Below are 18,080 nucleotides of genomic sequence, written 5' to 3'. Positions count from 1 at the left end.
AGGGCGCAGCCCTCGCCCATAAACTGGCACTAAAGTGCCATTGTTCGTCATATTTCCAGCCAGCGCCCCGTGGCGATGGCCTTTGACCAGAGGAACGACCGTGCATAACGTCGTGATCAGCGGCACCGGCCTGTACACCCCGGCCCAGAGCATTTCCAACGAAGAATTGGTGGAATCCTTCAATACCTGGTCGCAGCAATTCAACCGCGACAACGCCGCCGCCATCGAGCGCGGTGAAGTCGAGGCGGCGCCCCTGTCCGATGCCGCGTTCATCGAAAAGGCCTCGGGTATCAAGAGCCGCTTCGTCATGGACAAGGCCGGCATCCTCGACCCGCAGCGCATGAAGCCACGCCTGCCGGAGCGTTCCAACGACGAACAATCGATCCTCTGCGAGATGGGGGTTGCCGCGGCGCGTCAAGCGCTGGAACGCGCGGGCCGCACTGCTGCCGATGTCGACGGGGTGATCGTCGCCTGCTCCAACCTGCAGCGCCCATACCCGGCCATTGCCATCGAAGTACAGCATGCGCTCGGCATCCAGGGCTTCGCTTTCGACATGAACGTGGCCTGCTCGTCGGCCACCTTCGGCATTCAGACCGCTGCCAACAGCGTGCAGCTGGGCCAGGCCCGCGCATTGCTGGTGGTCAGCCCGGAAATTTGCACCGGGCACCTTAACTTCCGCGACCGCGACAGCCATTTCATCTTCGGTGACGCCGCCACCGCCGTGCTGGTCGAACGTGCCGACCTGGCCACCTCGGCACACCAGTTCGATATCCTCGGCACCAAGCTGCAGACCGCGTTCTCCAACAACATCCGCAACAACTTCGGCTTCCTCAATCGCGCGGCTGAAGAGGGTGAAGGGGCGCGCGACAAGCTGTTCGTGCAAGAGGGCCGCAAGGTGTTCAAGGAAGTCTGCCCGATGGTCGCCGAACTGATCGGCAAGCACCTGGGCGAGAACGACCTGCAGCCGTCCGACGTCAAACGCTTCTGGCTGCATCAGGCCAACCTGAGCATGAACCACTTGATCGTCAAGAAGCTGCTGGGGCGTGAAGTGGCCGAAGAAGATGCGCCGGTGATTCTCGACCGTTATGCCAATACCAGTTCGGCGGGGTCGGTGATTGCGTTCCACCTGTACCAGGATGATCTGGCCAAGGGATCGCTTGGGGTGCTGAGCTCGTTTGGCGCGGGGTATTCGATTGGTAGCGTGATTCTGCGCAAACGCTGAGTTCTACAGCGATAGTTCCGGCCTCTTCGCGGGCAAGCCCGCTCCCACAAGTTAACCACAGCTCTCGAGCTTGATGGAGTACCGGTGGGAGCGGGCTTGCCCGCGAACGGGTCGACGCATTTCTACCAGACGAAAAAAAGCGGAAAGCACCGGATGGGGTCGGTGCTTCCCGCCTCAATAACGCAGGGGAGCTACAGCTTAGAACTTGGCTTCCAGATCAACCTGCAGCGTGTCTACATCAGCATTGCTGTTCGGCAATTGCGACAGGTCGGTCTTGGCCATCAGGTAGGCAGCACCCAGCGAGAAGTTCTTGTCGATTTCGTAACCGACCTTGAACTTGTGGCCGCGCGAACCGGTGAAGCCGTTGCCGAAGTCGGAGTCGGTGAACAGGCTGACCACGGCGTTACGCTGCACATCGCGGTAGTTGTAATCCAGGCTCCAGGCGCCAACCTTGGTCTTCAGGCCGGCCAGCCAGGCCTGGTCTTCGCCGTCGGTGCTCTCGGTGTTCTTCACATATTGGCCGTACGCCGACAGTGGGATGGCAAAGCCGGTGAAGTCCAGCTGACCGAAGCCTTCCACCAGGTTGAACTCGTTGGTGGTGTTGCCGAACGACTGAAGAATGGCGGCTTCCTTGTCGTTGTCGTAGCCGTAGATGCTCGCACCCACGGTGACCTTGAGCGCGTCGACCGGCGCGAACTTGGTACCCAGCTGTGCGTGGTAGACCTGGGCGTCGTGCTTGTACTGCACGCCGTCGCCATCCACGTTGTCCTTGAGGGTGTACTGGCCAGCGCTGGCGAACACCTCGGCACCACCAAGGTCAGCCTTGTAGGTGGCGGCAACGCCTTCCGGGTTGATGTCGCTGTCCCAGATGATGTCGCCCATGCTCACCCAAGGCTGCTGCATCTTGCCGCCGATCAGGTGCAGGTTAGGGATGGCGGTTGGGTGCCAGTCCAGGTAAGCCAGGTCGACCCACAGCGACTTCTTGTCGAAGTAGTTGTCGAAGCTCTGGTTGGTCGAACGGCGGTCGGCGCTGCTGCCGGTAGCGATACGCACGCCAGCGTCGACTTGCGGGTTGATCTCGCTGTAGAAACCGACGCGGGCACGTACGCGCTGACGGTCCTGGTTGCCGCTGCTGCTGTTTGGATCGTCGACGTTGACGTCTTCGTAACGCAGGCGCACATCACCCTTGATCTGGGTCTTGGCGGCCCATGCCACTTTCTGTTCGAAGGAGCTCATACGTTCGGACTGAGCTTTCTGGTCGGCCTTTTCCTTGGTTTCTTTTGCCAGGTCGCCTTGCAGTTCGTTGTACTGCGCCTGGTTGATCGAGCCGTTGGCGCGGAGCATTTCGAGCAGCTTGGCGTCGACAGCAGCACTGGCCGGAGTACTCAGAGCCAGCATCATGCCGGTGAGGCTCACTCCGGTAAGTGTAGAAACAAGACGCATAAGGTTCTCCCTACTGAAAAATATTGGGGAGGCTCAGCGCCCGCCCCCATGTTGGCATGTCTTCGGAAAGGGCCTGAATAGACAGGTTCTAGGGTTCCGGAAAACAGGCGCAAGTATTGCGGGGGCGAATGACAGAATAATGTCTAATTAGTGGCACTGCGGTTAAGTAATTGAGAATAAAAGGATCAGTCAGGCATTCGTCATTTGAGTGGGGGGTGGTTGTTGCCTGATACTGATGCCTTCGAAACCTGAGCCGAAGCCGTGACCAGCCTCTACAGCCTTGCCCATCTGCGTGACCTGCCAGCGGCGACCTGGGACGCCCTGGTGCCTGCCGGCCAGCCGTTCCTGCGCCATGCGTTTCTCAGCGCCATGGAGGACAGCGGCAGCGTCGCCCCCGCCACCGGCTGGGCGGCTGAGCACCTGGTGCTGGAGCGCGACGGGCAGGTGCGGGCGTTGTTGCCGGCGTATCGCAAGTGGCATTCCTATGGCGAATACGTGTTCGACCACGGCTGGGCCGACGCCTGCGAGCGTGCCGGCATCGCCTATTACCCCAAGCTGCTGGGCGCCGTGCCGTTCAGCCCGGTCAGCGGCCCGCGCCTGCTTACGGCGAACCCGGCCGATGGGCTGCTGGTGCTCCAGGCCTTGCCCGAATACTTGAGCAAAGCCGGGCTTTCCGGAGCGCACATCAACTTCACCGACGCTCAATTGGACAGCCAGCTGGCAGGGCTGCCGGGCTGGATGGAGCGCCTGGGTTGCCAGTACCACTGGCACAATCGTGGCTATCGGGACTTTCAGGACTTTCTCGACAGCCTGAGCTCGCGCAAGCGCAAGCAGATGCGCAAGGAGCGTGAGCAAGTGGCGGGGCAGGGCATCGACTTCCGTTGGTACCGCGGCGATGAGCTGGATGAGGCGCAGTGGGATTTCGTCTACCTGTGTTACGCCAATACCTACGCCGTGCGCAGGCGTTCGCCGTACCTCACCCGTGAGTTCTTCAGCCTGCTGGCCGAGCGCATGCCCGAAGCGCTGCGTGTGGTGATGGCCCGTCAGGGTGGCCGTGATGTCGCCATGGCCCTGAGTCTGGTGGGCGGCGACAGCCTGTTTGGCCGTTACTGGGGCTGCCTGGACGAATTCGACCGGCTGCACTTCGAGACCTGTTTCTACCAGGGCATGGACTTTGCCATTGCCGAAGGGTTGCAGCGTTTCGATGCCGGTGCGCAGGGCGAGCACAAGTTGATTCGTGGTTTCGAACCGGTGCTGACGCGGTCGTGGCATTACTTGCTGCACCCCGGCCTGCGGCAAGCGGTAGAGAATTTTCTACGTCAGGAGCGGGCCGGGGTGCAAGGGTATGCCGAGCAGGCGCGGGAGATGCTGCCGTATCGCCGGGAGTGACAGCGTGTTCAGGCTTTGCGCGGGTTGAGGATCAGCAAAGTCAGCACTCCCGCGACAATCCCCCAGAATGCCGAGCCGATCGAAAACAGCGTGAACCCTGACGCCGTGACCATGAACGTGATTAACGCCGCCTCACGCTCGCGTGCCTCGCCCATGGCCACGGTCAGGCCGTTCATGATCGAACCGAACAGCGCCAGTGCTGCAATCGACAGCACCAACTCCTTGGGCAGCGCGGCGAACAGGGCGGCCAAGGTGGCACCGAACACGCCGGCAATACCGTAGAAGATCCCGCACCACACGGCAGCGGTATAACGCTTGCTCGGGTCCTCATGGGCATGCGGCCCAGTGCAGATCGCCGCGCTGATCGCCGCCAGGTTCACCCCATGGGAACCAAACGGTGCCAGCAACAGCGAGGCAAAGCCGGTCGCAGAGATCAGCGGTGAGGCAGGCACCTGATAGCCGTCGGCCCTCAATACGGCAACGCCCGGCATGTTTTGCGAGGTCATCGCCACCACGAACAGCGGGATGCCGATACTGATGGTAGCGGCCAGTGAGAAGCTTGGCGTAGTCCATACCGGCGTGGCTACCTGCAACGTGAAGCCGCTGAAGTCCAACAGGCCAAGGGCACCGGACAGCGCTGTGCCCACCAGCAGTGCAGCCAGCACGCAATAGCGCGGCGACAGGCGCTTGACCAGCAGGTAGCTGAAGAACATGCCCAGCACCAGTAACGTGCGGTGCTGGGCGGCGACGAAGATTTCACTGCCGATCTTGAACAGAATGCCGGCTAGCAAGGCCGAGGCCAGGGAGGCCGGGATACGTCTGACCAGGCGCTCGAAGCTGCCGGTCAGGCCACAGATAAGCACCAGCACCGCACAGGTGACGTAGGCGCCTATTGCTTCGCCATAGCTAACCCCGCCCAGGCTGGTGATCAACAGCGCCGCACCAGGGGTCGACCAAGCCACGGTGACCGGCGTGCGATAACGCAGCGACAGGCCAATGCTGCAGACTGCCATGCCGATCGACAGGGCCCAGATCCACGATGAGATCTGCGCGGTGGTCAGGCCCGCAGCCTGGCCGGCCTGGAACATCAACACCAGCGAGCTGGTGTAGCCGGTGAGCATGGCGATGAAGCCGGCGACCACCGCCGACGGAGAGGTGTCTGCCAGGGGCCGCAGGCGTGCGGAGGTGGCATCGGTCATGGGGTAAGTCCTTGTCCATGTGTAAGCATTTTTTCAGACTAACGCGGGCAAGCTTGATCCTTGCCATACAGCAGGCATTGCTTTTAGCCGTACAGTCGCCAACTATTGGGCACGATTGCGCAACTGCATGGGAGGGAGGGGCGATGTACAAGGTCTATGGCGATTACCAGTCGGGCAACTGCTACAAGGTCAAGCTGATGTTGAGCTTGCTGGATCGACCGTATGAATGGCACCCGGTAGACATACTCAAGGGCGAGACCGAAACAACCGAGTTTCTGGCCATGAACCCCAATGGCAAGGTGCCGGTGCTCAAGTTGGAAGACGGTACCTGCCTGTGGGAATCCAACGCCATCCTCAATTTCCTCGCCGATGGCAGCGAGTACCTTCCCAGCGAGCCGCGCCTGCGAACCCAGGTGCTGCAGTGGCAGTTTTTCGAGCAGTACAGCCATGAGCCGTACATTGCCGTGGCGCGGTTCATCCAGTTCTACCTGGGCTTGCCGGACGAGCGCGTGGAGGAATACCGCAAGCTGCACAAGGGCGGCTACAAGGCGCTGAAGGTGATGGAGCGGCAGTTGCAGATGACGCCGTACCTGGTGGGGGAGCAATATTCGATTGCCGATGTGGCGTTGTATGCGTACACCCATGTGGCGCATCAGGGTGGGTTTGATCTGGCCGAGTACCCTGGGGTAAGGGCATGGTTAGCGAGGGTGGCCGCGCATCCTCGGCATGTGCCGATGGTTGAGTGAGCCTGCATCGGCCTCTTCGCGGGGCAAGCCCGCTCCCACAGAGACACCACCGGGCTTGAGAGTTGTAGTGTACCTGTGGGAGCGGGCTTGCCCCGCGAAGAGGCCGAATCAGACTTATGCGAAGCGCTTGTCCAGGTAGGCAATAATGGCCTTGGATTCATACATCCAGGTCACTTCACCTGCTTCTTCAATACGCAGGCACGGCACTTTCACCCGTCCACCACCCTCAAGCAGCGCCTGGCGATGCACCGCATCGTTCTTGGCATCACGCAGCGCTACCGGCACATTCAGGCGGTGCAGGGTGCGGCGGGTTTTCACGCAGAATGGGCAAGCATGGAACTGGTACAGCGCGAGGCCCTTGGCCTCCTGCTCGACACGCGCCTGGGCGGCGGCAGCGCGCTTGCGCTTGGCCGGGCGACTGATCCAGTCGCCGAACACGATGAGCTGGCCGAGGCCGACCCGCAAGGCTTTGACGATCATGGGCAACTCCTGAAATGAAAAAGCCGACCCTCTGGGCCGGCTCGGGATCACACGCCGATCACTTGATCAGGCTGAGGAACTCGCTACGGGTCGCGGCATTTTCGCGGAATTCACCGAGCATCACCGAAGTGAGCATGGTCGAGTTCTGCTTCTCCACGCCGCGCATCATCATGCACATGTGCTTGGCTTCGATAACCACGGCCACGCCTGCGGCGCCGGTGACTTGCTGTACGGCCTCGGCGATCTGGCGGCTGAGGTTTTCCTGGATCTGCAGGCGGCGAGCGTACATGTCGACGATCCGCGCAACCTTCGACAGGCCCAACACCTTGCCCTTGGGCAGGTAAGCGACGTGGGCCTTGCCGATGAACGGCAGCATGTGGTGTTCGCACATCGAGTAAAGCTCGATGTCCCGGACCAGCACCATTTCGCTGTTGTCGGAGGTGAACAGCGCGCCGTTGGTCACTTCTTCCAGCGTCTGCTCATAACCGCGGCAAAGGTACTTCATGGCCTTTGCAGCCCGCTTGGGCGTGTCGAGCAGGCCCTCACGGGAGACGTCCTCGCCGATCTGGCTGAGGATCTCGGTGTAGTTCTGTTCCAGGGACATGTATCTACCTGTGAGAAAAAATCGCAAAAACGAAGGTTACGGCGGCTAAGGCTGCGCTGCAAGCGCGGCGTTATTCGTCGCGGCCTTCCATCATGGTCCGTTTGAGCATCACGTACACTGCCCCGGTGCCGCCGTGGCGGGCCTGGCAGGAGGTGAAACCGAGCACCTGCGGGTGCTGGCGTAGCCAGGTGTTGACATGGCTCTTGATCATTGGGCGCTTGCCGTCCAGGCGCGCGGCCTTGCCGTGGGTCACGCGTACGCAGCGCACTTCCAACTGTGTGGCTTCGGCGATGAAGGCCCAAAGGGTCTCGCGGGCTTTCTCTACGCTCATGCCGTGCAGGTCGAGGCTGCCCTCGAAGGCGATCTGGCCGAGCTTGAGCTTGCGGATCTGACTTTCCTGCACGCCATCGCGGCGCCACATCAGATCATCTTCGGCACCCACGTCGATGACGAACTGATCGGACAGGCCGTCGATCACCAGCGCTTGATCACTGCGTATGGTCGCTGCCTGGCGCAGGCCGGCCAGTTGCTTGCGGTCGGCCTTGGGTTTGCCGACTTCGGCACGGTCGTGCTTGATGGGCTTGACGCCACGCACCTCGGCACTGAACAGGGAAAAATCGTCGTCTTGCATGATGCCTCCACGGGGGCGGCGTAGTTTACGCGATCAACCCCATGACGTCAGCATCGGTCCTTGCCAGTGCTTCAGTCATGCTTTCTCATCAGGTGCGGCGATAGGTTCAGCTCCCGCCCGCGACGCAGGCGAATGCGGCTGCGCCGCCAGAAGCGCACGCCGAAGTACAGCATCAGCAACCCGACCACGGCGAGAATACTGGCAAGTGGACGGTTGGCATTAAGTTCGGCAAACGCCGAATAGTTACCGAGCAACCCGGCAAAGCCGGCCATGGCCAGTAACACGCCGAGCGTTGCCAGCAGGGCCGACAGGCCGGCGGCCAGGCGGGCACCCCAGTTGCGTGGTTCACGCTGGCGCAGGCGCTTGGCGTCGAAACTGCCTTTGAGCTTCATTCCGATTTCCTCTGTGGATATCCGGAATTCGACCTGCGGCCCAACTTTGGGTTCCGCCCGGCTGCCGGGCGGTCGTCAATAGGCCAGGCTCAGATCAGGCTGGCGGTCGGGGCAACGCAGGCGAAGTTGTCGGCCATCACGGCCATTTCGCATTCGTGGATCTGCGCGGCGGGGATCACTCGGTCCTTCAGGGCCAGGTCGCGTGTTGCCGAGGCGTCTTCCACCAGGGTGCAACGATAACCATAGTCCTTGGCCCGGCGCACGGTGGTGCTGACGCTGGAATGGCTCATGAAACCGCAGACGATCAGGTCCAAGTGACCCAGCGCTTGCAGGGTTTCATGCAGTTTGGTGTTCTTGAAGGCGTTGGGCATGCGTTTTTCGACGATGATTTCATCGTCACGAGGCTCCAGCCCCGGGATGAATTCACCGGCTGCGCCCTGCGGGTCGAAGCGCCCGCCGACGGTGCCGAGGTGGCGGACGTGGATGATCGGACGGCCGGCCTTGCGGGCGGCGTCGAGCAACCTGGCGATGTTGGCCACGGCCTCGTCCATGCCTGACAGCGCGAGGGGACCACTGAGGTACTCTTTTTGCGCATCGATGATGATCAGGCTGGCGTGGCTCAGCTTGGCCGGCGGGTAGTCGCGGCCAGTGAGGCGGAACATCGTGGTTGGAACGGACATCAATGGCTCCTTGGAAGGGCTTTTGTGTCCCTATTCTCCCTTGCCTTGGCGCCAATGGGAATGGTTGACATCGCATCCAGCGTAGTTACTGGCCTGTGGCTACCCGCCGGGAGATCCGCGGCAACAATTGTGCGGTCCGGGCTGTTAGACTTTTGGATGGTCTGAATTAGGAGTACCCCGTGATCACATCTCGTCTGCGCACGTTGCGCGACCACATCCGCTGGGCGGTCAGCCGCTTCCATGAGCACGAGTTGTTCTTCGGCCACGGCGCCGACAATGCCTGGGACGAAGCCCGCCTTCTGGTGTTGGGCGCCGTGCACCTGCCGTGGGAGGTGGCCGACAGCTACCTGGACTGCCAGCTCGAGGATGACGAGCGCGTACGTCTGCAGCACCTGCTCAAGCGCCGCATCGAAGACCGTGTGCCAACCGCCTACCTGCTGGGCGAGGCGTGGTTCTGTGGCATGTCGTTCATCGTCGACGAACGTGTGCTGGTGCCCCGTTCGCCGATCGGCGAGCTGATCGAAAAGCGCTTCGAGCCTTGGCTGGCCAATGAGCCGGCGCGCATTCTCGACCTGTGCACCGGTTCCGGCTGCATCGGTATCGTCGCTGCCGAGGTGTTCCCCGAAGCTGAGGTGGTGTTGGCCGACCTGTCTTTCGAGGCACTTGAAGTGGCCAATCAGAACATCGAGCGCCACGGCCTCGACGAGCGCGTGTACACCGTGCAGGGCGATGGTTTCGCCGGCCTGCCGGGGCAGCGTTTCGACCTGATCCTGTCCAACCCGCCCTATGTTGATGCCGAGGACTTCGGCGACATGCCGGCCGAGTATCACCACGAACCGGAGATGGGCCTGGCCTGTGGTAACGATGGCCTCGACCTGGTTCGGCGTATGCTTGCCGAGGCGGCTGAGCACCTGACCGACAAGGGCCTGCTGATCGTCGAGGTAGGGAACAGCCAGGTGCATGTCGAGGCGCTGTACCCCGAAGTCGATTTTGCCTGGCTGGAGTTCGAGCGCGGCGGGCACGGCGTGTTCATGCTGACGGCGGAGCAGTGCCGGCAGCACCAGGAACTGTTCAAGGCGCGGGTCTGACTTAACGCCCATTCGCGGGGCAAGCCCGCTCACACAAGGTACTTCGCTGTTCTAGAGAGCAGTGGGGCATCTGTGGGAGCGGGCTTGCCCGCGAAGCAGGCGCCGCGGACTCAGCGAGTAGCAATCCAGATCAGTAGGCCGGCCTGGAATACGGCAAACGCCACCAGGCAGGTGATGGTGAAACGCAAACCGCTGTCTTCACGCCGGTACTTGGCCACCCGCTCATCGCGCTCGCGCAATTGCGCTTCCTTCTCCAGCAGATTTTGCTCGGCCTGCTGCAGCATTCCAGCAGCGTCGAGGATGCCCACGCGCTGCACCTTCTCGCTGTTCCAGCCGCCCTTGAGCTGGCCGACCGTGGCCTCGACCGTGCGTCCTTTGAGGTGCTGCGGGTCGGCGTACTCGACTTCGAGTCCCATTGCGCTGATCAAGCGATCACGACGCAGGCGCGTGTCTTCGTTCAGCGCATCCTTGTTCGGCAGCGCCATCCCCTCGACGCGATAGTGCGACCACTTGCGCTGCAACCACTGCACGGCCTGGGCCATCATGAAGCGGCCAAGGCCGCGGTTCAGGGGCTCCAGTTGCAGGCCACTGTCGCTGCCGAGCGTCACCAGGCGCTCGGCATGGTCGACACGCACATCCAACAGGTTCTGTTCCTTGCGCACTTTCTGCCCGGGTAGGCGGATTTCCATGCGCAGCAGGCTGTGGGTCTTGTCGTTGCGCTCGGCATGGCCGAACTCGACGAAACGCAGCGGCCGCGCCCCGCTGTTGCGGTCGGTGGGCAGCGGCGCCAGGCGCAGCAGCTCGAAGTGTTCGACAGCGAGGTCGGCCCACGGCAGCGCGGGGCTGTCCGGGGTTTGCGGCTCTTCGGCCGGCTCTACGGCGACGGGGGCATCGGTCATCACGGCGTTCTCAAATACTGGCCAATACCGAGCTTATCGGCCGTATCGATCAGTACCTGAGGTAAAAAGCAGCGATCTCCTTAGGCAGAGGGCAGCTGATGAATGAACGTCACCAGGCGTTGGCCGAGTTCGCGGGCCAGGGGTAATTCCGGGTTGAGGTAGCTTTCGCGTTGTTGGCTCATGGCCTTGGGGCTGATACGCAACATGTGGTTCATGCCGTCGATCAGCACCAGTTGGGCATCCGGTTTGGCCGCCTTGAGGCGCTCGGCGTCGGCCACGTCGACCTGGATGTCGTTGCGGCCCTGGACGATCAGTGCAGGCATCGGCAGGCGAGCGAAGGCCTGGGCCGGGTCCTGGCGGAACAGCGAGATCAGGTACGGTTGCACGCTGGGGCGGAACACCTGGCGCAGCGGGGCGGGCACATCCAGGGTGGTCTGCCCGGCTTGCAGGCGGTCGAGCAGGGCGCTGCCACGGGCCAGTTGCGCCGATGGCAGGCGTTGCGCCAGTTGTTCACGCACGACATCGGCGATGGGCCGACCGCTGCCAGCCAGGCTGATCACCGCGCTGGCGCCCGCTTGTTCGGCAGCCAGGCTGGCGATCAGCGCGCCTTCGCTGTGGCCGACCAGAATCAGCGGGCCGAAGCGCGGATCAGCCTTGAGCTTGCGGCCCCAGGCCACCACGTCGGCAACGTAGCGCTCGACGCTCAAGTTGCGTTCATCGGGTGTGGCCGGCAGGCTGGCGGCCACGCCGCGCTTGTCATACCGCACGCTGGCGATGTGCTCGTTGGCCAGCAGCAGGGCCAGGCGCTTGAGGTTGTCGATGCGCCCCGAGGCCGGGTTGTTGCCATCGCGGTCGGTGGGGCCGGAGCCGGCAATGATCAACACCACCGGAGGTGGAGTGGCCTGTTGCGGGAGCAGCAGGCTGCCGTGCAGCACCCCCTGGCCGGTGTCCAGGTCGATAGGGCGTTGCAACACGGTTGGTGCAGCGGCCTGGGCCAGGCCGGTGCAAAGCAGAAAGAGCAGGGCGACAAGGCGCGACATCTGGCGGTACTACATGGGGAGATGTCGGTTTGACCCAGTGTTTACGGGAAGGTTCGGCAAACTCGCCTGTACAGGCGAGCAACCCGGGTGAAATTTTCCGTATACTGGCCGCCTCGTTCACCTCAGGCAGACTCGCGGAGCGTCCATGTCCGGCAATACCTACGGCAAGCTGTTCACTGTCACCACCGCTGGCGAAAGCCATGGCCCGGCGTTGGTCGCCATTGTCGATGGCTGCCCACCGGGCCTGGAAATCTCGCTCGACGACCTGCAGCATGACCTCGATCGGCGCAAGCCTGGCACCAGCCGGCACACCACCCAGCGCCAGGAACCGGATGAAGTGGAGATTCTCTCCGGTGTGTTCGAAGGGCGCACCACCGGCTGCTCGATCGGCCTGCTGATCCGCAACACCGACCAGAAGTCCAAGGACTACTCGGCGATCAAGGACCTGTTCCGCCCGGCCCACGCCGACTACACCTACCACCACAAGTACGGTACCCGCGATTACCGTGGCGGTGGCCGCAGCTCGGCCCGCGAAACTGCCATGCGTGTGGCGGCCGGCGCCATCGCCAAGAAGTACCTGGCTACCCAGGGCATCCGGGTGCGCGGCTACATGAGCCAGCTGGGTCCGATTGAAATCCCGTTCAAGACCTGGGACTCGGTGGAAGACAACGCATTCTTCAGCCCGGATCCTGCCAAGGTGCCGGAGCTTGAGGCCTACATGGACCAGCTGCGCCGTGACCAGGACTCGGTCGGGGCGAAGATCACCGTGGTTGCCGAAGGTGTGATGCCGGGCCTGGGTGAGCCGATCTTCGACCGCCTGGACGCAGAGCTTGCGCACGCGCTGATGAGCATCAACGCGGTCAAGGGTGTGGAAATCGGCGCAGGCTTCGCCAGCATCGCCCAGCGTGGCAGCGAGCACCGTGACGAACTGACCCCGGAAGGCTTCCTCAGCAACAACGCCGGCGGCATTCTGGGTGGTATCAGCTCGGGCCAGCCGATCGTCGCCCACCTGGCGCTGAAGCCGACCTCCAGCATCACCGTGCCGGGCCGCTCGATCGACGTTGACGGCAACCCGGTCGAAGTGATCACCAAAGGCCGCCACGACCCGTGCGTGGGGATCCGCGCCACGCCGATCGCCGAGGCGATGATGGCTATCGTGCTGATGGACCACCTGTTGCGTCACCGGGCGCAGAATGCCGAGGTGAAGGTCGTTACCCCGGTGCTGGGCCAGCTCTGATCCGACAGTGCCGGGCCATTCGCGGGGCAAGCCCGCTCCCACAGGATCATCACAAAGCTCAAGAGCTGTGGTGAAATTGTGGGAGCGGGCTCGCCGAGGCGTCGGACCGCCCGCGAAGAGTCCGGCTCAGGCACCCCAAAAGGCCCTCCCATGCCCCCGATCCCCTACTGGCGCCTGTCCAGCTTCTACCTCTTCTACTTCGCCCTGCTAGGCTCGACCGCCCCATTCCTCGCCCTCTATTTCGATCACCTCGGTTTCCCACCCGCGCGTATCGGCGAGCTGGTGGCCATCCCCATGCTGATGCGCTGCATCGCCCCCAACCTGTGGGGCTGGCTGGGTGACCGCAGCGGCCAGCGGCTGTTGATCGTTCGCTTGGGGGCACTGTCGACCCTGGCTACCTTTTCGCTGATCTTCTTCGGCAAGAGCTACGCCTGGCTGGCGCTGGTAATGGCCTTGCACGCCTTCTTCTGGCATGCGGTGCTGCCGCAATTCGAGGTCATCACCCTGGCCCACCTGCATGGCCAGACGTCGCGCTACAGCCAAGTACGGCTCTGGGGCTCGATTGGTTTCATCCTCACCGTGGTCGGCCTGGGGCGCCTGTTCGAGTGGCTGAGCCTGGATATCTACCCGGTGGCGCTGGTGACCATCATGGCCGGCATCGTCGCCGCCAGCCTGTGGGTGCCCAATGCCCAGCCGGTGGAGCAGGGCGAGCGTCGCGAGGCGGGCGGCTTCCTGCGTCAACTGATGGTCCCTGGCGTAGTCGCCTTCTACATTTGCGTTGCCTTGATGCAGCTCAGCCACGGACCGTATTACACCTTCCTGACCTTGCATCTGGAACACCTGGGCTACAGCCGTGGCGCCATCGGCCTGCTATGGGCGTTGGGGGTGGTGGCCGAAGTGCTGATGTTCATGGCCATGAGCCGCATTTTCGCGCGCTTCAGCGTGCAGCAGGTGTTGCTGGCCAGCTTCCTGCTGGCCGCGCTGCGCTGGTTGTTGCTGGGCACTCTGGCTGACCAATCCGGTGTGCTGATCCTTGCCCAAGTGTTGCATGCGGCCACGTTCGGCTGCTTCCACGCCGCGTCCATTGCCTTCGTCCAGGCCAGTTTCGGTGCCCGTCAGCAAGGGCAGGGCCAGGCCCTGTATGCGGCGTTGTCGGGTACCGGCGGAGCGCTTGGAGCGTTGTATTCGGGCTACAGCTGGAATCTGCTGGGGCCGGCCTTCACCTTTGGTATGGCCAGCGCCGCAGCACTGGCAGCAGCCGTTATCATTGCCACTCGTTCGAAATCGATCAGGACCCGCCGCTGATGAGCATTCTCTGTGTTTTCCACCCGTCGAGCCCGGCCTTGCCGAACAAGGTGCTGACCCACCATGACGATATCGCCACGACCTTGGCCGAGCAGGGCGTAGCGTTCGTTCACAAGCCGCTCGAACTGCGGGTGCGTCCGGGTAGCAGCCAAGAGGAGGTGCTTGAGGTTTGCCGTGAGCACCTCGATCAACTGATGACCGCACATGGCAGCGCTACCTTCACCTTGCTCAATCGCGAAGGTGCCGACCCAGCACAGATGGATCTGCGCGATGAGCATACGCACGATGCTGAAGAGGTGTTCGCCGTCGTCACAGGCCGCGCCCAAATCGGCCTACGCCTGGGCGGCTATGTCTATACGGTGTTGTGCGAGAAGGGCGACCAGCTGGCAATTCCGGCAGGCAGCCGGCGCTGGGTGGAGCTTGGGGACAATCCGTTCTGCCTGGCATTGCGTACATTTGCCACTGAGCATGGCGTAGAAGCCAAGTTTACGGGTGATGACAGTGCTCGCTTATACGCGGGACTTGACGAACTCTAGTGTCCGCTCCGGCTTCTGCAGGTATCGGTACCCCGCCATCCCTATGGGCAATGCAGTACCGTACCTGCAGTAGCCGGTGCAGACAAAACTCAGCGATAAGTCGGCAGGGCAAAGCGCTGCTGACTCTGCAACATCGAAATCACTGGAAGCTCACTGGCTTGTTCAGCCAAATCTCGGCGAATGGCGCTGATCGCCCAGGACAGCTGCTCGGCGCTGTGCAATTGCCCGTAGGTCAGCACGCGGCGGGTAACCTTGCCGTCAGCGGCGCGCAGGGTCAGCAGGACACCGCCATCGGGGCGAGGCTGGGTAGCGACCTGGTAGGCCGAAAACACCGAGACGAACTTTTCCTGAATGAGGTCCATATCAACTCCTGACTGTTGTGTGGGCAGACGTGAGTTGAAGGTTGCAGTGACCGTGCCAATCCTTTACTGGTAAAAAATTCTTTTAAATTCAATGAGTTGAGTAGTTTTTTAGAAAGCGATGTCGTGCAGGCTGCATGGTCGTGCATTTTGCACAGTGCAATATGCACGAGTCCGGTTGTACCTATCGGCCCCATAGATTCTGAACCTTTGACCTGCTGAGCATGCCTGACGAACACTTGGGCACTATTTTCTGCCAGGAGGTTCCTGATGTCCGATCAAACAGCACCCGCCGCCATGACCGATGAAGAAACCGCCGCCTTTGCGGAGCAGGTCTTCGAGCGAGCTCGTCAAGGCGATGCCCAGATGCTCGAACGGTTGCTGGTCAGTGGCCTTCCTCCTAACTTGCGTAATCACAAGGGTGACACGCTGTTGATGTTGGCAAGCTACCACGGCCACTTCGAAGCCGTGCACGTGCTGTTGGCCCATGGCGCCGACCCGTTGATCGCCAATGACAACGGTCAACTGCCAATTGCTGGGGCGGCGTTCAAGGGTGATCTTGCGATGATTCGCCTGCTGTTGGAAAACGGCGTGCCAGTGGATGCCGCCGCCCAGGACGGGCGTACCGCGCTGATGCTGGCGGCCATGTTCAACCGTTGCGAGATACTCGATTACCTGCTGGCCCAGGGCGCTGACCCGGCACGCCAGGATGCCCGCGGCGCCACTGCGTTGATGGCTGCCCAGACCATGGGCGCGGCGGATACCGCAGCACGCCTGCAGGCGCTGGCCGGCTAACCGTGTTGGGGCGTTTGCGGCTATCCTTGGCGACTTTTCACCCGCCGCAGGCCCCCTCACATGAAAAACCAGTTGCTCGAATTCATCAGCCTCATCGCTGCCGGCTGCATGCGTGATGAAGACATCGAGCGCATCGCCGACGAGGCCGCCCAGGCCTACGCCGACCCCGCTGCCTTCCTCGCCGCCAACCCGGACATCAACTACGACGACAGCTTCCCGATCCCGTTGGGCGAGTGGGTGGTGCTCGGCAGCCTGCCGGATACCGTGGTATTCCAGGCTGACAACTATCAGGAACTGTTCCAGCAGATCAGCGACTCGTTCGACAAGAGCGTGCCGTTCACTCTCAAGCCCAAGCAGCTGGCGCGGACCGAGCCGCTGACGGCGCTGAACCGTATCCAGGTGCAGATGGGCGCCTTGAATAAAGAGGCCGGTGGCTATGTGCTGCTCAACTTCAGCCAGTTGCTCGATGATGAGCTGCAGGTGGTGATGGTTGGCCAGAATGACCTGGCGCGGGTGTTGGAGTTGGGGGCTGAGCTGGGGATCAAGGTGGAGCCGGCTTTGGAAGCGCTGAAGGTCGCGGTTCACATCTGATGTGATCGTTTGTCTTGGCCGGCCTCTTCGCGGGCGGCCCAGGCAAACGATAATTTCAACCCAGCGCAGTATCCAGAAACATCATCACCGCAAACCCGCCCATCAACCCCAGTGTCGCCGCCGTCTGGTGGCCATTGCGATGGGTCTCGGGAATCACCTCGTGCGACACCACGAAAATCATCGCTCCCGCCGCCAAGCCCATGCTGATCGGATAGGCCAGGGCAAAACCGGTGGAAATTCCCAGGCCGATCACCGCCCCCAGTGGCTCCATCAGGCCTGAGCCGATCGCCACCAGCGCCGCCTTGAAGTTCGACAACCCGGTGGCACGCAAGGCCAGGGCTACGGCCAGGCCTTCGGGGATGTCCTGGATGGCAATCGCGCTGGTCAGCGGCAAGCCGATGTTCATGTCGCCATTGGCGAAGCTCACGCCAATGGCCATGCCCTCAGGCAGGTTGTGCAAGGTGATCGCCAGCACAAACAGCCACACCCGGCTGATGCGCTCCGATTCGGGGCCGCAGGGCCCGGTGCTTTCATGTTCGTGTGGGGTAAAGCGGTCGAGGCCCAGCATCAGCAGCACGCCCAGGCCCATGCCCAACACCACGGTAAAGGCAGCGGCCGGGCCGTTGCCGGTGATCTCGCGGGCCGCATCCAGCCCTGGCAAGATCAGCGAGAATGAACTGGCCGCGAGCATCATTCCGGCGGCAAAGCCCAGCATCACATCCTGGCTGCGCGCGCTGACATCGCGCAGTATCACGGCCAGCACCGCGCCCAGCGCTGTCGCGCCAAACCCGGACAGGCCGCCGAGCAGCGCCAGATGCAGGTTGTCGGCATGGTCGCCGTTGATGGCATTCCAGAAGCTCGCCGCCAGCAGCACGATGACCGCCAGCAGGCTCACCCCCAGGCCCGCGCTGAGCCATGGGGTGTTCACCACCTGTTGCCGCCAGGCGCTCAGCAACGAGGGTGGAGCGGCGCTTTGGGTGTGGGTTGGGGGCATGCGAACCTCGAATCGATGGATAGCAGCAGTCTATCCAGTGACCTGCCGGGCACGCCAAGGATTCCCTTCTATCGACGTGATAGCTGACTATGCTGTGCAGCATGCACGCTCAACGGGAGTTTTGGCGATGGGTTCCACATTTAATGGGCTGGTCGGCCTGATCATCCTGGCCCTGGATATCTGGGCGATCCTCAATGTGATCAAGAGCGGCCGGGAGGTCGGGATCAAGGTGCTGTGGATTCTGCTGATCGCCCTGCTGCCGGTGATCGGACTGGTGATATGGGCAATTGCCGGGCCCAGGGGCAATGTGCGGATCGGATAGGGGCATTTTGCCGGCACTGACAAAATCGGCAACAGCCTCGTGACAAAATTTTCACATTGGTTTAAACAGAATCCGCACCCGCACAATGCTGCGTTGGTCTAGCACCGGCGCCATCCCCGCAATCACGC

At 62.3% G+C, this 18,080-nt stretch carries 21 protein-coding genes; 10 read left to right on the top strand and 11 right to left on the bottom strand.

Features of this window, described 5'->3' with window-relative positions; genetic code table 11:
• Positions 1-100: 100 nt before the first annotated feature.
• On the top strand, positions 101-1,222 hold the full coding sequence (locus ACZ6YA_RS15575; protein ID WP_465898002.1) for a beta-ketoacyl-ACP synthase III: 1,122 nt from the start codon (positions 101-103) through the stop codon (positions 1,220-1,222).
• A gap of 198 nt (positions 1,223-1,420) precedes the next feature.
• Here ACZ6YA_RS15575 and ACZ6YA_RS15570 read toward each other — a convergent pair whose 3' ends face one another.
• Positions 1,421-2,665, bottom strand: a complete 1,245-nt coding sequence (locus tag ACZ6YA_RS15570; protein ID WP_400795578.1) for a putative porin — start codon at positions 2,663-2,665, stop codon at positions 1,421-1,423.
• Between the two features lie 261 nt (positions 2,666-2,926).
• Between ACZ6YA_RS15570 and ACZ6YA_RS15565 the strand changes: the two genes are divergently transcribed.
• Positions 2,927-4,054 carry a GNAT family N-acetyltransferase gene (locus ACZ6YA_RS15565; protein ID WP_465898001.1) on the top strand — a complete coding sequence of 376 codons (1,128 nt, stop codon included), beginning with the start codon at positions 2,927-2,929 and terminating at the stop codon, positions 4,052-4,054.
• Between the two features lie 8 nt (positions 4,055-4,062).
• On the opposite strand, the gene ACZ6YA_RS15560 is transcribed toward ACZ6YA_RS15565, so the two are convergent.
• Entirely contained in the window at positions 4,063-5,253 is a 1,191-nt protein-coding gene (locus ACZ6YA_RS15560; RefSeq protein WP_465898000.1) for a benzoate/H(+) symporter BenE family transporter, read from the bottom strand.
• Between the two features lie 143 nt (positions 5,254-5,396).
• Between ACZ6YA_RS15560 and ACZ6YA_RS15555 the strand changes: the two genes are divergently transcribed.
• Positions 5,397-5,999, top strand: a complete 603-nt coding sequence (locus tag ACZ6YA_RS15555; protein ID WP_465897999.1) for a glutathione S-transferase family protein — start codon at positions 5,397-5,399, stop codon at positions 5,997-5,999.
• 114 nt (positions 6,000-6,113) lie between these two features.
• On the opposite strand, the gene ACZ6YA_RS15550 is transcribed toward ACZ6YA_RS15555, so the two are convergent.
• The 5 genes from ACZ6YA_RS15550 to ACZ6YA_RS15530 all read right to left on the bottom strand — a co-directional run bounded on the left by ACZ6YA_RS15550 (position 6,114) and on the right by ACZ6YA_RS15530 (position 8,786).
• On the bottom strand, positions 6,114-6,479 hold the full coding sequence (locus tag ACZ6YA_RS15550; RefSeq protein ID WP_465897998.1) for a glutathione S-transferase N-terminal domain-containing protein: 366 nt from the start codon (positions 6,477-6,479) through the stop codon (positions 6,114-6,116).
• A gap of 58 nt (positions 6,480-6,537) precedes the next feature.
• The gene (folE, locus tag ACZ6YA_RS15545; protein WP_008093613.1) at positions 6,538-7,083 is read right to left on the bottom strand and encodes a GTP cyclohydrolase I FolE; all 546 of its coding nucleotides are present in this window, start codon (positions 7,081-7,083) and stop codon (positions 6,538-6,540) included.
• A gap of 70 nt (positions 7,084-7,153) precedes the next feature.
• Positions 7,154-7,714 (bottom strand): Smr/MutS family protein, encoded by a 561-nt coding sequence (locus tag ACZ6YA_RS15540; protein ID WP_465897997.1) that lies wholly within the window; start codon positions 7,712-7,714, stop codon positions 7,154-7,156.
• A gap of 71 nt (positions 7,715-7,785) precedes the next feature.
• Positions 7,786-8,106: a hypothetical protein gene (locus ACZ6YA_RS15535; RefSeq protein ID WP_465897996.1), complete on the bottom strand. Its 321-nt coding sequence runs from the start codon at positions 8,104-8,106 to the stop codon at positions 7,786-7,788.
• A gap of 89 nt (positions 8,107-8,195) precedes the next feature.
• Positions 8,196-8,786, bottom strand: coding sequence for a cysteine hydrolase family protein (locus ACZ6YA_RS15530; RefSeq protein WP_465897995.1), 591 nt, complete (start codon positions 8,784-8,786; stop codon positions 8,196-8,198).
• Between the two features lie 179 nt (positions 8,787-8,965).
• On the opposite strand from ACZ6YA_RS15530, the gene prmB reads away from it, so the two are divergent.
• Positions 8,966-9,874 carry a 50S ribosomal protein L3 N(5)-glutamine methyltransferase gene (gene prmB / locus ACZ6YA_RS15525; RefSeq protein ID WP_465897994.1) on the top strand — a complete coding sequence of 303 codons (909 nt, stop codon included), beginning with the start codon at positions 8,966-8,968 and terminating at the stop codon, positions 9,872-9,874.
• A gap of 110 nt (positions 9,875-9,984) precedes the next feature.
• Here the strand turns inward: prmB and ACZ6YA_RS15520 are convergent, their stop codons facing one another.
• Both ACZ6YA_RS15520 and ACZ6YA_RS15515 read right to left on the bottom strand, forming a co-directional pair.
• Complete coding sequence (locus ACZ6YA_RS15520) at positions 9,985-10,773, bottom strand: hypothetical protein (RefSeq protein WP_465897993.1); 789 nt, start codon at positions 10,771-10,773, stop codon at positions 9,985-9,987.
• A gap of 80 nt (positions 10,774-10,853) precedes the next feature.
• On the bottom strand, positions 10,854-11,813 hold the full coding sequence (locus tag ACZ6YA_RS15515) for an alpha/beta hydrolase (protein ID WP_465897992.1): 960 nt from the start codon (positions 11,811-11,813) through the stop codon (positions 10,854-10,856).
• Positions 11,814-11,958: 145 nt separating this feature from the next.
• Here ACZ6YA_RS15515 and aroC point away from each other — a divergent pair, with 145 nt between their 5' ends.
• The 3 genes from aroC to ACZ6YA_RS15500 all read left to right on the top strand — a co-directional run bounded on the left by aroC (position 11,959) and on the right by ACZ6YA_RS15500 (position 14,891).
• The gene (gene aroC, locus ACZ6YA_RS15510) at positions 11,959-13,050 is read left to right on the top strand and encodes a chorismate synthase (RefSeq protein WP_465897991.1); all 1,092 of its coding nucleotides are present in this window, start codon (positions 11,959-11,961) and stop codon (positions 13,048-13,050) included.
• Positions 13,051-13,200: 150 nt separating this feature from the next.
• Positions 13,201-14,355: an MFS transporter gene (locus ACZ6YA_RS15505; RefSeq protein WP_465897990.1), complete on the top strand. Its 1,155-nt coding sequence runs from the start codon at positions 13,201-13,203 to the stop codon at positions 14,353-14,355.
• On the top strand, positions 14,355-14,891 hold the full coding sequence (locus ACZ6YA_RS15500) for an oxidase (RefSeq protein ID WP_465897988.1): 537 nt from the start codon (positions 14,355-14,357) through the stop codon (positions 14,889-14,891). The genes ACZ6YA_RS15505 and ACZ6YA_RS15500 overlap by 1 nt, the downstream gene beginning before the upstream one ends.
• An 89-nt stretch (positions 14,892-14,980) precedes the next feature.
• Here ACZ6YA_RS15500 and ACZ6YA_RS15495 read toward each other — a convergent pair whose 3' ends face one another.
• Positions 14,981-15,253: a DUF3509 domain-containing protein gene (locus tag ACZ6YA_RS15495; RefSeq protein WP_027596016.1), complete on the bottom strand. Its 273-nt coding sequence runs from the start codon at positions 15,251-15,253 to the stop codon at positions 14,981-14,983.
• A 267-nt stretch (positions 15,254-15,520) separates the two neighbouring features.
• On the opposite strand from ACZ6YA_RS15495, the gene ACZ6YA_RS15490 reads away from it, so the two are divergent.
• Both ACZ6YA_RS15490 and ACZ6YA_RS15485 read left to right on the top strand, forming a co-directional pair.
• Entirely contained in the window at positions 15,521-16,045 is a 525-nt protein-coding gene (locus ACZ6YA_RS15490) for an ankyrin repeat domain-containing protein (RefSeq protein ID WP_465897987.1), read from the top strand.
• Between the two features lie 60 nt (positions 16,046-16,105).
• On the top strand, positions 16,106-16,636 hold the full coding sequence (locus ACZ6YA_RS15485) for a hypothetical protein (protein ID WP_465897986.1): 531 nt from the start codon (positions 16,106-16,108) through the stop codon (positions 16,634-16,636).
• A 55-nt stretch (positions 16,637-16,691) separates the two neighbouring features.
• Here ACZ6YA_RS15485 and ACZ6YA_RS15480 read toward each other — a convergent pair whose 3' ends face one another.
• Positions 16,692-17,630: a ZIP family metal transporter gene (locus ACZ6YA_RS15480; RefSeq protein WP_465897984.1), complete on the bottom strand. Its 939-nt coding sequence runs from the start codon at positions 17,628-17,630 to the stop codon at positions 16,692-16,694.
• Between the two features lie 127 nt (positions 17,631-17,757).
• Between ACZ6YA_RS15480 and ACZ6YA_RS15475 the strand changes: the two genes are divergently transcribed.
• Positions 17,758-17,952: a PLDc N-terminal domain-containing protein gene (locus ACZ6YA_RS15475; RefSeq protein WP_465897983.1), complete on the top strand. Its 195-nt coding sequence runs from the start codon at positions 17,758-17,760 to the stop codon at positions 17,950-17,952.
• The last annotated feature ends 128 nt before the right edge of the window (positions 17,953-18,080 follow it).

The sequence above is a fragment of the Pseudomonas sp. NPDC090752 genome, from assembly GCF_055584805.1.
The sequence above is the reverse complement of the archived record's forward strand: the minus strand, read 5'-3'. Positions and strand labels throughout refer to the sequence as shown.